Below are 13,952 nucleotides of genomic sequence, written 5' to 3'. Positions count from 1 at the left end.
GCGATGGCAATATTCATGTGAATGTCATGCTGGACAAAAGCGATCCCCGGCAAGCCCGGATGGGTGAAAAGGCGGTAAAAGAAATTTTTGCCGCCACGATTGAATTAGGAGGCACTCTGTCGGGCGAGCATGGAATCGGCAATACCAAGGCAGCTTTTTTCCCCATGGAATGGAGCCCGGCAACCATCGCCGCCATGCAGGCGGTAAAGCGAGCTTTTGATCCCCAAAATATCCTTAATCCCGGGAAAATTTTCCCCACTTCCTGATAAAACATAAATCCATGAATACAACTATAATCCAACAAGAGCTAAGCAAATGCGTCAAGTGCGGCTCCTGCATGTCGGTGTGTCCCATCTATCGGCAAACCGGCCGCGAAGAAATGGTCGCCAGAGGTAAACTGGCCATTATCGAAAACCTGCTGCAGAAAAACGGCAACGACCAGGAGAAATTCTCGGACTTTTATCGCCAGGCGGTTGATTACTGCCTGCTCTGCCACTCCTGTGAAGTCAACTGCTCAAAGAATGTCAAGATTACCGAAATCATCAAGGCCGCCCGCCGGGAAATCATTGCGGAAACCGGCCTGCACCCGGTAAAAAAGTTTCTCTTTGCCATCCTCCCCGGCAAAAGCGGCCGGCTCAAGACCCTGGTGAAAGTCAGCTCCTGGCTGCGGCTGCTCGCCTGGCGACGACTGCCGGAGGGCAGCGGCCTGCGACGACGGTTACCCATGCCGCTCATTGATGAACGGACGGTTATTCCAAATCTGCCGAAAAAAAACCTTGATGATCAACTCAAGAAGCGACGATCAGCGCCGGGAAAACGGCCCCGACTGCTCTATTTTCCCGGCTGCGCCACCCGTTACCTGACCCCGGAAGTGGGAATGCAAACCATTATGGTCTTGGAAAAACTGGGTTTTGAATCGGTAGTACCAAAATCCTGGGCCTGCTGCGGGGCAGTCACCGAAGCCGCCGGTGACCAGAAATCGGCTGATCAGCTGCAGGAAAAAAATCTTCAGGTTATGGCGGCAGCCGACGACGATCTCACCCTGATAGTAACCGGCTGCGCCACCTGCGGCCACACCCTGAAAAGCTATCCCCTGCCTGAGGGCATAAAGGTCATGGATATCAGCGAGTTTCTCTATGAACAGCGGGAAAAACTGAGCGAGCTGCTACAAGGCAAAACCATCAAGGAAAAAATAACCTACCACGACCCCTGCCACCTGCGCAAAGGCCAGGGAATTACCGCCCAACCGCGTTGGTTACTGCGCCTCATTGCCGGCGATAATTTTGTCGAACTCCGCCATCCGGAACGCTGCTGTGGTTCCGGCGGTTCCTTCGGGGTTACTCACAAATCCCTTTCCCGGCAAATTTTAAAGGAAAAAATCGATGATCTGCAGGATTCTCAAGCCAGGATAATTGCCAGCGGCTGCCCGGGCTGTCTGATCCAGCTCAATGAAGGGATCCAAAATGCTGAGTTGGATGTGACTACAGATCACCCCATCACCCTGCTGGCTCAACTTCTTTTTTCTGATTAAACTCTTTTTTCATAACAACCCGCAATTATTACCGTTTTAACTGACCGCATATTCATTCCTGGATATTTTTTCAAATAATTCCATATTTTTTCCAATTTCCCCTTGACATACACTATATATTGTGTCTTTATGCTCTCTCATACCCTATATATTGTGTATAACAACTTTCAATAATTACAACAATTTATACAGCTCAGGAGGATTAAATGGCCAAAAAGAAACTTCCGGCTAAGGTAAAGCTGCCTGCCGGTGCAATCATTCCAAAATTTGCCGATAATGCAATAACCGTTCTTGAAAGGCGTTATCTGAAAAAAGATGATCAGGGGAAAGTTCTGGAAAAACCTGAAGATATGTTCTGGCGGGTAGCCAGGACCATCGCTGCCGGTGAACTGAATTTTGATAAAACAGCAGACGTTGAATCTCTGGCCTTTGATTTTTATCAGCTGATGGCTAACCTGGATTTTCTCCCCAACTCCCCGACCCTGATGAATGCCGGCCGTGAACTGGGACAGCTCTCCGCCTGTTTTGTCCTGCCGGTGGGTGATTCCATGGAAAGCATCTTTGAAGCGGTTAAAAATACCGCTCTTATTCATAAAAGCGGCGGCGGCACCGGTTTTTCCTTTTCCCGTATTCGACCGAAGAATGATGCCGTCCATTCAACCAGTGGCATTTCCAGTGGCCCCATTTCATTCATGACGGTTTTTGACAGCGCCACCGAAACCATTAAACAGGGAGGTACCCGGCGTGGTGCCAACATGGCCATACTCAGGGTGGACCACCCGGACATTATGGATTTCATCAAGGTCAAGGGCGACCTCTCTCTGCTGCATAATTTCAACCTTTCGGTGGGGATTACCGAAGATTTCATGAAGGCGGTGGAAACTGACAGCGATTATAACCTGGTCAATCCACGCAACGGTGACGTAGTCAAAAAACAAAACGCCCTGAAGATTTTCCGTCAACTGGTCAAACAGGCCTGGATTTCCGGTGAGCCGGGCATCGTTTTCCTGGACCGCATGAATGCCGACAACCCCACCCCGAAGGTCGGTGAAATCGAAAGCACCAATCCCTGCGGCGAGCAGCCACTACTACCTTACGAATCCTGCAACTTAGGATCCATCAACCTCTCACACATGATGGCGGATGGCAAAATCGATTATGATAAACTGGGTAAAACCGTGGATCTGGCGGTCCATTTCCTTGATAATGTAGTTGACATCAATCACTATCCCCTGCCCGAAATCGAAAAAAATACCAAGGACAACCGAAAGATCGGTTTAGGGGTCATGGGTTTTGCCGATATGCTGCTGCAACTGGAAACCCCTTATTCCTCTCCAGAGGCCAGGGAGATTGCCGGGCAGGTGATAGGTTTTATTGATCAGCGAGCCATGGAAGCGTCTATCCGCCTGGGAGAGAACCGTGGCGCTTTCCCAAACTTTCCGGAAAGTATTTACGGCCAGCAGGATCCAAATTCCCCGGTTCGCAATGCCACCAGGACCACCATTGCCCCCACCGGCACCATCAGCATTATTGCCGGCTGTTCCAGTGGAGTTGAACCGTTATTTGCGGTTGCCTTCATCCGCCGGGTCATGGATGATGATGAATTTTTCGAGGTAAACCCGATTTTTGAAAAGCTTGCCAAAACAAATGGTTTTTACAGCAAAGAGATTCTTAAAAATATCTCTTACAACGGCAGTGTCCAGGGCATTGATGAAATTCCGGCAAAATACCGGAAGATTTTTGAAACTGCCCATGATATCAGCCCTATAGATCATATCTCCATCCAGGCGGCATTTCAAAAGCACACCAATAACGCCGTCAGCAAAACCATCAATTTCTCCCATGATGCCACGGTTGAAGATGTACAGGAAGCTTTTATCCAGGCCTACAAACTGGGGTGCAAGGGGGTGACCATCTATCGTGACGGCTGCCGCGAAGATCAGGTATTGAATATCGGCAAGACGGACCGCAAACAGCCCGCGGCAACGGAAATCCCCATCAAGCGGGATCGTCCACGAAGCTTGACCGGTCAGACATTCCAGATGACCACCGGCTGCGGCCCCCTTTACGTCACCATCAATGTTGATGAACAGGGGAGACCGTTTGAGATATTCAATACCATTGGCAAAGCCGGTGGTTGCGCCGCCAGCCAGAATGAAGCTATTGGCCGACTGGTTTCCCTGGCCTGGCGCAGCGGTCTGCCGGCAGAACCGATGGTCAGGCAGTTGATTGGCATCAGTTGTCACAAACCTTTTGGTTTTGGCGACAACAAGGTGACTTCCTGCGCCGATGCCATCGCCCAGGCCATTCGTCTCCAACTGGAACGAACTAACGGCTGTCAGGATGAATCGTTAAAGGAAAACAACAATGCCTTTGGTGCCTGCCCGGAATGCGGTGGGGTTATTGAGCACGAGGGCGGCTGTTTTGTCTGCCACGCCTGCGGCTATTCGGAATGCGCCTAAATCTGCTTCGCACGGGGACAGAATTGAATTCTGGAATTACGTTAGAATTACGGGGACAGTATACTTAATTATGGCGGAATTACGGGGACAGTACTTAATTGTCCATCCACAATTAAGTATACTGTCCCCGTAATTAGGAGGCAAACATGATTCCCAATAACGCCCCGACGATAGCCCCCGACCAGGGACTTGCGGTCAGGCCTCAGGTACTGCCGGAACATTTACCGAAATAACCAATAATCCCACCGATCACCGCCCCGACAACCGCGCCGATAATATATCTCATCAACATGAGCATCACCTTATTACAATGTTTTCAGCAGCTTCAGGGCATGTTCCCGACCGCTGAATTCCTCTTTGCTGCTGACCGACTTCGCCAGCCATTCCTTAGCCTGTTCACTATCATTCAGCTTCAAAAAAGCCATCCCCAAGTGATACTGGCCTATGGGAATTTTATCCAGTTTATCTTTTACTCCCAACAGCAGGTCACGGGCCCGGGCGTATTCACCCAGTTTATAGTAAACCCAGGCGGCCGAATCAACCACCACCGGCTCCCGCGCGTAGCGCTCAATCAGCGGCGCTATCAGTTCCAGGGCCTCCTGCAGGTTTTCCGGCGTGGGATCATATTCGGCATAATAAAAAGCCAGATTGTTCGCCGCCACCATTGACTGGGGATTTTTTGTCAGAACCTGACGATAGATAGCTCCGGCCTTTTCCGGTTTCCCCTGTTTTTCATATAAAGAAGCGGTAATCATGGCCAGGCCGGGATGATTGGGATTTTTCTTTCGCAGGCCCTCGTAGCGGGCAATGGCTGCTTCCAGGGAACCTTCCAGCTGTTCCAGACGGGCCAGAGCAAAAATCGCCGGCTGATTTTCCGGATCCAGAGCCAGAGCTGTTTGCAGATGCTGCCGGGCCTTATTCAGCTGGTTGGAAATGATATAAAAACGAGCTAACAATACCTGGTACAGAGGGTTTTTCGGCCGCTTTGTCCGCTGCTGCTCAATCCTGGACAGGATCTTATCGCCGCTCTTTTTCTCCCGGAACATGATATCAACAATCTGCTCTAGGGCCGGCACCACATCAGGATTTACCGCCAGCACCTTTTCCAACTGCTCCAGGGCCAACTGATTCTTCTCCTCCTGCCGGTAGATCGACGCCAAGACCATGCCAGCCTGGAGAAAGCGGGGATTGAGCTCCAGGGTTTTTTTCAGCACGTCTTTGGCCAGATTCGGCTCCTTGTTGGCCAGGTGAACCCGCGCCAATTTCAACCGTACCTGATAATTATCCGATGTTTGGTCCAGCACCACCCGATATTCACCGGTAGCACCGGTAAAGTCCTTCTTTGCCGCCAGCATATCACCCTTCAATTCATGGGCCTTGATATCGGCCGAATTCTCACTCAAAACTTCATCCACCAGCTTGAGCGCCTCGTCCTGCTGCTGTTCCTGAAAATCAATGGCCGCCATGAACAGTTTTGCTTTCAAAAAATCAGGGCCGGTACGCACCGTATCCATATACCCGGTCAACAGTTTCACTGCCTTGTCGACCTGGCGCCGGGTGACATAATATTGGGCCAGCATTTCGCAGACATCATAATTCTGCGGTAAATCAGTACGCGCCTTTTTCAGCTCTGTCAGCATTTTTTCTTCCTGCCGTTTATCGGCATAATAGTTGACCAGCAGGAGGCGATACTCACCCAGGTCCGGATGGGCGGCAACCAGGCCAAGCAAAACATTTTCCGCCTCTTTATCCCGCCCGTGCTGATTATAAAATTTAACCAGCATCATCCTGACTTTATCCGGTTCAGGATCACCAGCAATCATGGCCTTCAACTCCTGTTCGGCAGCCTCCAGATCCTGCTGCTGCTCCAGGATACCCACCAAAAGCAGACGGGCCTGGCGATGTTTAGGGTTGAATGCAAGCAGCTGTTTCAGCAACTTTTTCGCCCCCGCAAAATCCTCGTTTTTAAGCTGCAACCGGGCCAACAGCAGGTAGGGATCGGCCAGCCGGGTATCTTTTTGCACCAGGGATTCCAGGATTTTTTTGGCTTCCACTTCCTGCTTATCGGCCAGCAGGCAGGCCGCCTTGAGATTCAGCGCCTCCTGGTTATCCGGCTCCCGGCGCAAAACCAATTCAGCTTTTTCCATGGCCTCATCCGGCTTACGCCCGAGCATCAACAGCTTGCCCAGATTGACCTGGGCTTCAAGCAGGTCGGCATTCAGCTCGACCGCTTTGTGCAAAGTTCCGTAGGCATTACGGAAATCATTCTGCTTCAGGTAGGTCATCCCCAGCATCTGGTAAGCCCTGGCAAATTTCTGGTCCACCTGGAGCGCGTTTTTAAATTCCAGGGTCGCCTTGACATAATCCCCCTGTTCATACAAAGACATCCCCCGGTTGTAGAACTTCATCTTTTTTTCTTCCGGACCACCACAGGCGGAAACCGACACCAAAAAAAACAAAAGCAGGAACACACATGATATTTTTCTCATTCAGACCACCTCTATAAATAAATTAAGCGATTAGCTATCAGCTGTAAGCATTAGTTTAATGATTACAAAACGTTTACCATTAGCAACTTCCACCCGTTGGGTGTTATATATTTTTAACATAATGTCTTGATTTTTCAAAGCTAACTACCGATAACTAAGGCGAGATTAATGCCCGCAACCCAACCATTTTTTAACCGCAAAGAGATATTTTTTTCTCACGGAGGCACAGAGATACGGAAATGTAGTTTGTTTTTCTCCGTGGCTTTGTGCCTCTGTGAGAGTTATTTTCATTTATGGATATTCGGTATTTTCAGCTATATTTTTAATTTCTTCAAACATTTACAAGGCACTTCTTCAATCTTTGCTGATAGCTGAAGGCTGTCTACCCCATGAGACCCCTTAGAGCACTTAACAACAACATTCCCCCGGTAGACGCCGCCGCCAGGTTATATTCACCCCGCAGCTCCTCCAGCAGCACTTCATAGCTGTAAAACAGAGCAATAATCTGGGAAGCCACCACTCCCATATGCCGGGCACCAATAACTTCAGTGGATAGATTGGGAACCACCAGGGCAATAAAGAGGATAAGAAAATCAAGGGGTGTACTTTTATAACCGGATCGACGGCTCAGCCGGACCACCAGCATGACAAAAAACACCATAACAGCAGAACCGGTTAAATGTATTTTTGGCAATATTTTTGCCATTCCGAGAAAAAAATTATTTTGCTGCTGGGAGCCCAGGAAAATCAGCGCCGGGGTAGTAATATAAATCGACAGTCGAATGACGGTCGCCAACAGTTTTTTCAGCAGAAACCGACTAAGCAGCAACCCGATGAGCATGCTGAATGCAGCATATCCCAACCATCGGGGAACCGCTGCCGGCAGCAGACAGGTAAGCAGCAGAACCAATGGAATCAGCAATTGCAGGCCGATAAACGACGCCTTTATAAACACCTGCTGTTCCTTTAACCGTCTCAATTTTCCCTTGATCAGTAGGTCAAAGAAACTGGCACCACGCTGAAATTTCCACTGGTAACGGCTGCTCAGATAAAAAATCAGCATCATCAGACCGGCAAAAAAGATAAAGCCGCTGAGCAACCACCAGTCGGAATAAAAACGAAAAAAATAGACGGCACTGACAAGTAAAATCTGAATAATATAAATAATCAACACCGCTTCACTGTGGTAAAATCCCAGGCGCATCATTTTATGGTGAAAGTGATTCGTATCCGCCTTGAAAGGTGACTTGCCGTGATAGATGCGACCCAGCATCACGGTCAAAGTATCAAATACGGGAAAACCCAGGAGCAGCAAAGGCAGCAAAGGACTGTAAGGAATATTTTTCTGGGTGAGTGACAAAGAGAGGGTAATGGCTAAAAAACCAAGAAACTGGCTGCCGGCGTCCCCCATGAAGACGGTAGCCGGGAAAGTATTAAAACGCAGAAAACCAAAAATCGCCCCGGCCAGGGAAGCGGTCATCAGGGCAATGACCAGATCTCCACATTGGTAGGCCAGCAAACTGATACAAGCAAAAATCAACAGGGAAATGCCGCCGGCCAGACCATCCAGCCCGTCGGCCAGGTTGATGGCGTTGGTTACCCCGACAATCACAAAAATCGTCAGGGGAACAGACAGATAGACAGGCAACAGCAGGCCGTCAGGCAGCAGGGCTCCCAGTGAAGTAATCCGCACCCCGCCATAAAGAACTACGATCAGGGCGGCAAAAAACTGGGCCGCGAATTTGGCTTTGAAGCCCAGGTTGATAACATCATCAAGAAAACCAAAGATGATAATCACCGCCGAGCTCAATAGCAGCGGCCGCAGTATGGGGTTTGACGGCACCCAGAGGATAATCGGGATCAGCGCCCCCGCAGCCATCGCCAGGCCGCCGGTTTTGGGCATCGGCTGCTGGTGTACTTTGCGGGGCTCAGGAATATCAACCGCCCGCAGTTTCACCGCCAGGTTCCGGAACAGGGGCACTAGGGCGAGAGTAATAAAAAGAGCAAGCAGTGAGGTAGAAAGAATAATCATCAGGAATCCATCAATATCATTTCCGGTGCTCCCCAAGCGCAACTGCCTGTGATCCGGGAATATATTCATCCAGCGCCGGCAGCAGCAGGCCCATAAACTTCTGCAGCCGGGCATCGGCATCTGTCACAGTTTCTCCGGCCGCAATCGGGCTTATGAGGCGCACCAGGGCTCCGTCAGTCCGCTGTTTGGTCAACGCGTCCCAGAAAGCAAAAATCTTCAGCTGGTAGGCGTTGGTTAAAATCCGCCCCCGCTGGGGAAACCAGTAATAGGTCAGCTGTTTAAAGCCGGTTTTCTGCATCAGCGCCCGGTTCACCTGGGTAAAACCACCATCATATCCCGGCACCGCAACCCTGGCTGTACCGGCTTTCCTGAAATCCCAGCCGCTGCCCGGCAAGCAAGTCGCGGGAGAGTGAATCGACTCCCCCTTGCGCTGGCTTTCATAATAGGCAACATATAAATTGATTGCCCGCCCCCGCTGATCACGGTAATCAACAATGGCATAATCACTCAGGTCAAGGGTATCGATAAATCGCGTTTCCATCGTCTGCCGCTGTCCACGCCATTCTCCCAACTCCAAAGGAAAATGACTGAATGACTGCTTCGCCGGCACTTTCTCACGGAAATCGACTCCCTGGGAAACTGCCAAGGTCAAACCCAGCAGCAAAACCGCCACTGCTAATTTCGGCCAGACCGGCAATGAACTGCCCGAAGTTTTCACTTTTACCGGCACCTGCTTAGCCGGTGGCCGGCCAAAAGGGATTTTATTCAGCAGCCACATTTCCGGCAGCAGGACTGCCAGGGCAACCATGAACGTAAACCAGCCGGCAAAATCATGCAAAAAACCTTCGGCGATCTTCGGACCGAAAGGTTCATAAAGAATACCGGTGAGCGCGATCCGCACCCCGTTGGCAAAAACAATCAGCGGAATGGTGGACAATACCAATACTAACCGTTTCCACCAGTGGGCGCGGAAAAACCAGGCCAGCAGCAATCCCAGAATAATAATGGGAAAGAGATAGCGGATACCGCTGCAGGCATCCACCACCTGCAGGCGGGTAAAACCCAGGTCGATGACATTCCCTTGCCGGTGGGCGGTCATACCGTAGAAGCGCATCAGGATAACGCCAATCTGCGACGAGATCAGCTTCAGTTTTAAAGAAAGGCGGGAAGTAAGGAAATTTGGCGGCGGAAACATGGCCAGCAGCAAAAGCAGCGGGAAGGCAATAACTTTTATTTTCCTGCCGCCCAGATGCAGCCAGCAGAGGCCAACGATCATCAGCCACAAAGAAATGAAAAGAGCGGTATATTCCCCGCCCAGCTCACCAAGCCAGAAAAAAACAATGCCGAAACTGATAAAAACCAGGCCGCTCCAGGAAGAGGAGGTCCGCACGGCGGCCAACCGCAGCCTTTGCTCCCAGATGAGATATAAAACCACTAGCGGCACCAGGTAGCAGTAGTTATAATCATCCCGCTGCCACATACGCGTAAGGTAGCCAAAGCTGGAGTAATACATCCCCGCCAGCAGGAAAATATAAACCAAAAAAAAGGGGACAGATTTATTTTTCAGGTTCATCCGCTCCCCCGGACTACTGCCCAGATTCTTTCCGCCGACTTGCCGTCCCACAGGGGCGGCACCCGGCCGCGGCGACGGTCACTAGCCAGCACCTGTTCAAAAGCGGCGAGGATATCCGACGGCCGGTTCCCGGCCAAGACGTTGCTGCCCATCTCCACGGTAATCGGCCTTTCAGTATTTTCCCGCAAGGTAATACAGGGAATCTTCAGGGCCGTAGTTTCCTCCTGCAACCCGCCGCTGTCGGTCAACACCATCACCGCGTCCCGCCACCAGAAAAGAGATTCCCGGAAACCGAGAGGCGGCAGCTGATGAATATCGGCAGCCAGTTCAAGGCCGAAATGATCAATCATTTTACGGGTCCGGGGATGAACTGGGAAAATAATCGGAAAAAGGGAGGAAATTTCATTCAGGGTTGAAACAATGCCGGACAGCACCTCCCGATCATCAACATTCGCCGGTCGGTGCAGGGTCAGGAAAAGATATTCACCCAGCGATTTTTTCAGGGCTCCGGTGGCAAAATCCTCCTCTCCACCAATATCAAGCAATGCCACCTGGCGCAAAAGATTGTCAATCATCACATGGCCGACCAGATGAACATTTTTCTCCGGCTTTCCCTCCCGCAGCAGGTTGTCGACCCCGCTCTGCTCCGTAACAAAAAAATAATCGCTGATGGCATCGGTCACCATACGGTTGATTTCCTCCGGCATTTCCAAATCAAAGCTTCGCAGCCCGGCTTCCACATGGGCAACCCCGATCAGCATCTTTTTGGCAACGATGCTGCAGGCCAGGGTGGAATTCACATCACCAACCACCATCACCAGGTCCGGCTCCTGATCCCGACAGACCTCCTCGAATGCCACCATGATCTTCGCCGTCTGGACGGCATGGCTCCCGGAACCGGCCTCAAGAAAAAAATCGGGCTCCGGCAACTGCAGATCAGCAAAAAAGGCCTGGGACATCTCATAATCATAATGCTGCCCAGTATGAACGATCAGGCATTCAATGTCATCCAATCCCGCAGCCGCGTGAAAAATCGGCGCAATCTTCATAAAATTGGGCCGGGCTCCGGCCACCAGCATTACCCGCACAATTATTCTCCTGCAATCAATCTGTTTACTGGTTGAATGTTTACCTTACGCTCGGCAGAAATTCAGATTTTCTTTACCTCTGATCAACCTTTTTACACCATTACGCCTTAGCATCAAAACGTCAAGGTGTTTTTCAAAAAAGTCGCAGACCACTTACCTTAAGGGAAAAACCGTATCGCGGTAGGAATGCCGGTTCCCCGACACCCCCCGCACAGATCCGTACATGAAGAATTACCTCATACGGCTCCTACCTCGGATTATGTAACGCAAAGCCGCTGATTTGGATATGGATGTTTTACCCCCAAATTAAATGGCATTAAATGGGGTCAGAGTAAAATTATTTCGCGAAATAATTTTACTCTGACCCCATTTAATGTGTGACCCCATTTAATGTGACCCCATTTAATGCGCAGACAAAAATTGATCCCGGGCAGATGGTGTGAATTGAACTATCACGAGGGAACCTTGGCCAAAAGGGAGTCGGTTGCAGCAAGAGCAAGGACAGAATCCAGATCATACCCTTCGCCTGCCTCTATATCTCTGTCGCCTTTAGCTAAAAGGCGCAGGATTTCTTTTTCATGTTCAAGCTTTTCATAGGCTTCGACACCGATAATTACCGCTGTTGCCCGCCCTCTTTGGGTGATAATTAACGGCTCGTCGTTTTTTCTTAATTGTTTAAAAAGCTTGGCCGCATTCTGCCGCAAATCACTCACCGGAATGATATTTGATAATTTTCCCATATCGTACCTCCTATTGTACTTTTAAAGATATCGTTAAAAATACTTTAGGGCAAACATTTTATTAGAAAGAAAAAGAGAGCAGCCTGTACCGCAACAACAGCCAGATAAATTTCGGCAGCGCCACCTGCCGGCGTAACCCGTACCGCGCGGGTCAGCCAGCAGATTCAGCAAATAATGAATTTTCTCCAGGTAGGCAGGCTGGAGATCCAATCGGTACAGTTTCGCATAACCACCAAGAAAAAACCCCAATCCCGACAACCATTAATGGGCAAGTTTTACACTTACGATGCGATTCAAACTTACTCCGGATTCAGCAGCCTCAACTGCAAGATGACGATGTATTTCCGGTGGAACTCTCACCATGAATTTTCCACTATATCGCCGGGTAGAGATTGCTACCGGAATCTCTTCATTATTCTGAGCCATATCCCGAATACATTCTTCAACGACAGAACGAATGCCTTTTAGTGCGTCTTCAGCAGTAGACGCAAGCCAACTGAGGCTGGGAAACTCGGCACATAAGCCGATAAATTCCTCGTCCTCCTCGGACCACATTACTCGATAAGTATATTTGTTGATTTCAAGAACCATCACTCACCTCATATTTTTCAATGGCAAGCACTACTTGCTTAACTTGACAGGGTTTAGCTTTGCCTTTGTGGTTTTGTATATGTACGCGGGGATCACCTACCCATGGAGTTTTATAAATACAGTGACTACTACCACTTTGGCGGGCTTTCCCAAAATAATGCTCACAAACCTTCTGAAGTTCAGCAAACCAAATTCCTTGGGGATTAGCTTTCATTTCCTTCAGGATTTTTACAATATCTCTCATTATTTTATAGTAGCATTATTGATACTATTGTCAAGTTAATTTTCCATTCATAACTTCTTTGTTCAACGACTATGATATATGCAGTTAGAATGCCACACGAAAAATGTTACAAATGATGATGTATCTTCTAAACAGAGTGGTCAATTTTACCTAATCACAGATGATCAATTTTCGTTTGTCACAACTATGTCCGTGTGCGTCTGTGGCAAACATCCTGCGAACAAAAAAACAAATTCTCCTTCTACAGCATAACCAGGCCGGCAAGCCACGACATGGAGTCATTGTCCGGTGCCGCCTGCCGGTCACTGAAACCTCCGGACCAGCCACAGATTTTCATGAGATGGGAAACATTGACGCCAAAACCTGACATGGAAGGCCTGGCGACATCCGGATGACGGCATGGCCCACTTCCCGACAACCGACGGCATTCCACCTGGTCATGACAAAAGATCTGCTTACAGGAACCGCCGGCAAATGCCTGCGCTCGGGTATACCCCAGGCAAACAGCTTCCCGCTCAACATGCGCAAGGAGCCCATGGAGAAACCTCATAACCTCTTCCCGTTCATCGGAGAAGAGAATGGCTGAAGGAAGATCTATTCTGACAACAATGGCGTGTTTCAATTTCTTTTGCAGTCGGCGGAATACCGGCGGACCACCTACATGGGGAGGACAGCTCGGCGACAGACCGTAGCTGCCACACCTGGGCTGGGCACAAAGCTTAGCCAGTTTATCTTCAACCAGGATATCAGCCGAAGCAATCACCCCGGCCCGGCTCGCGCCGGCAGACAAAGCCAGCTCAACCAGTTTTTCCAACTCAGAACCGGCCATCACCATTTTTCCTCTTCATTGACTCTTTCCACTCCCCGATCTTACCGTCCTCTCCCCTCACACAAACCAGGAATAGGCCAGGAACCAGACTATTTTCAGGTATTCACCGGCGATATACTTCCGGCAGCCGGCCGACTTGAGGTAGTTCAGCGACCGGTAGGATTTAAAAGAAAATGCCTCTAAAATAAAAAAATTTATTTTTAACTTAAAATATAACTACAAAATAATTATAATCTAGTGAAGCTCCACCGGCAGAGCCGGTGGCTTCGTGAGGGCCCCTGGAAGGGGCCGTTGTTTATTCGAACTCTGGTAAATTGGGCTGACGTTTATCAGAAGATTCTTGATGTCGGATATAGGCACGTATCATTTTCTC

12 protein-coding genes are annotated in these 13,952 nt (G+C 49.7%); 3 read left to right on the top strand and 9 right to left on the bottom strand.

The features are described 5' to 3' along the window. The 3 genes from U9P07_05935 to U9P07_05925 all read left to right on the top strand — a co-directional run. Nucleotides 1-266: FAD-linked oxidase C-terminal domain-containing protein (locus U9P07_05935; GenBank protein ID MEA2108942.1), on the top strand; the 266-nt coding region annotated here is incomplete at its 5' end. Between the two features lie 14 nt (nucleotides 267-280). Continuing rightward, nucleotides 281-1,531: a (Fe-S)-binding protein gene (locus U9P07_05930; GenBank protein MEA2108941.1), complete on the top strand. Its 1,251-nt coding sequence runs from the start codon at nucleotides 281-283 to the stop codon at nucleotides 1,529-1,531. A gap of 206 nt (nucleotides 1,532-1,737) precedes the next feature. Then, a complete protein-coding gene (locus tag U9P07_05925; GenBank protein ID MEA2108940.1) occupies nucleotides 1,738-3,993 on the top strand; it encodes a vitamin B12-dependent ribonucleotide reductase in 2,256 nt (751 codons plus the stop codon). A gap of 202 nt (nucleotides 3,994-4,195) precedes the next feature. Here U9P07_05925 and U9P07_05920 read toward each other — a convergent pair whose 3' ends face one another. The 9 genes from U9P07_05920 to U9P07_05880 all read right to left on the bottom strand — a co-directional run bounded on the left by U9P07_05920 (nucleotide 4,196) and on the right by U9P07_05880 (nucleotide 13,579). Beyond that, the gene (locus U9P07_05920; GenBank protein MEA2108939.1) at nucleotides 4,196-4,285 is read right to left on the bottom strand and encodes a DUF6132 family protein; all 90 of its coding nucleotides are present in this window, start codon (nucleotides 4,283-4,285) and stop codon (nucleotides 4,196-4,198) included. Between the two features lie 13 nt (nucleotides 4,286-4,298). After that, nucleotides 4,299-6,482, bottom strand: a complete 2,184-nt coding sequence (locus U9P07_05915) for a tetratricopeptide repeat protein (protein ID MEA2108938.1) — start codon at nucleotides 6,480-6,482, stop codon at nucleotides 4,299-4,301. 382 nt (nucleotides 6,483-6,864) lie between these two features. Continuing rightward, entirely contained in the window at nucleotides 6,865-8,583 is a 1,719-nt protein-coding gene (locus U9P07_05910; GenBank protein MEA2108937.1) for an MraY family glycosyltransferase, read from the bottom strand. Beyond that, entirely contained in the window at nucleotides 8,531-10,138 is a 1,608-nt protein-coding gene (xrtD, locus tag U9P07_05905; protein MEA2108936.1) for a VPLPA-CTERM-specific exosortase XrtD, read from the bottom strand. The genes U9P07_05910 and xrtD overlap by 53 nt, the downstream gene beginning before the upstream one ends. Next, entirely contained in the window at nucleotides 10,084-11,175 is a 1,092-nt protein-coding gene (gene wecB / locus U9P07_05900) for a UDP-N-acetylglucosamine 2-epimerase (non-hydrolyzing) (protein MEA2108935.1), read from the bottom strand. Before wecB ends, xrtD begins: the two co-directional genes overlap by 55 nt. Before the next feature lie 452 nt (nucleotides 11,176-11,627). Continuing rightward, nucleotides 11,628-11,915, bottom strand: coding sequence for a type II toxin-antitoxin system Phd/YefM family antitoxin (locus U9P07_05895; GenBank protein ID MEA2108934.1), 288 nt, complete (start codon nucleotides 11,913-11,915; stop codon nucleotides 11,628-11,630). A gap of 261 nt (nucleotides 11,916-12,176) precedes the next feature. Further along, a complete protein-coding gene (locus U9P07_05890) occupies nucleotides 12,177-12,506 on the bottom strand; it encodes a toxin-antitoxin system HicB family antitoxin (protein ID MEA2108933.1) in 330 nt (109 codons plus the stop codon). Further along, entirely contained in the window at nucleotides 12,496-12,750 is a 255-nt protein-coding gene (locus U9P07_05885) for a toxin HicA (GenBank protein ID MEA2108932.1), read from the bottom strand. The genes U9P07_05890 and U9P07_05885 overlap by 11 nt, the downstream gene beginning before the upstream one ends. A gap of 241 nt (nucleotides 12,751-12,991) precedes the next feature. Further along, on the bottom strand, nucleotides 12,992-13,579 hold the full coding sequence (locus tag U9P07_05880; GenBank protein MEA2108931.1) for a DUF2284 domain-containing protein: 588 nt from the start codon (nucleotides 13,577-13,579) through the stop codon (nucleotides 12,992-12,994). Nucleotides 13,580-13,952 lie beyond the last annotated feature (373 nt).

The organism is Pseudomonadota bacterium (genome assembly GCA_034660915.1).
Classification (GTDB): Bacteria; Desulfobacterota; Anaeroferrophillalia; order Anaeroferrophillales; family Anaeroferrophillaceae; genus DQWO01.
Note: the sequence above shows the minus strand (reverse complement) of the source record. Positions and strands in the feature narration are given on the sequence as shown.

Bases quoted from the DNA above. Each gene is read 5' to 3' on its own strand.
- U9P07_05930 (MEA2108941.1), top strand. From the start codon at position 281: ATGAATACAACTATAATCCAACAAGAGCTAAGCAAATGCGTCAAGTGC.
- U9P07_05925 (MEA2108940.1), top strand. From the start codon at position 1,738: ATGGCCAAAAAGAAACTTCCGGCTAAGGTAAAGCTGCCTGCCGGTGCA.
- U9P07_05920 (MEA2108939.1), bottom strand. From the start codon at position 4,285: ATGTTGATGAGATATATTATCGGCGCGGTTGTCGGGGCGGTGATCGGT.
- U9P07_05915 (MEA2108938.1), bottom strand. From the start codon at position 6,482: ATGAGAAAAATATCATGTGTGTTCCTGCTTTTGTTTTTTTTGGTGTCG.
- U9P07_05910 (MEA2108937.1), bottom strand. From the start codon at position 8,583: ATGAATATATTCCCGGATCACAGGCAGTTGCGCTTGGGGAGCACCGGA.
- U9P07_05895 (MEA2108934.1), bottom strand. From the start codon at position 11,915: ATGGGAAAATTATCAAATATCATTCCGGTGAGTGATTTGCGGCAGAAT.
- U9P07_05890 (MEA2108933.1), bottom strand. From the start codon at position 12,506: ATGGTTCTTGAAATCAACAAATATACTTATCGAGTAATGTGGTCCGAG.
- U9P07_05885 (MEA2108932.1), bottom strand. From the start codon at position 12,750: ATGAGAGATATTGTAAAAATCCTGAAGGAAATGAAAGCTAATCCCCAA.
- U9P07_05880 (MEA2108931.1), bottom strand. From the start codon at position 13,579: ATGGCCGGTTCTGAGTTGGAAAAACTGGTTGAGCTGGCTTTGTCTGCC.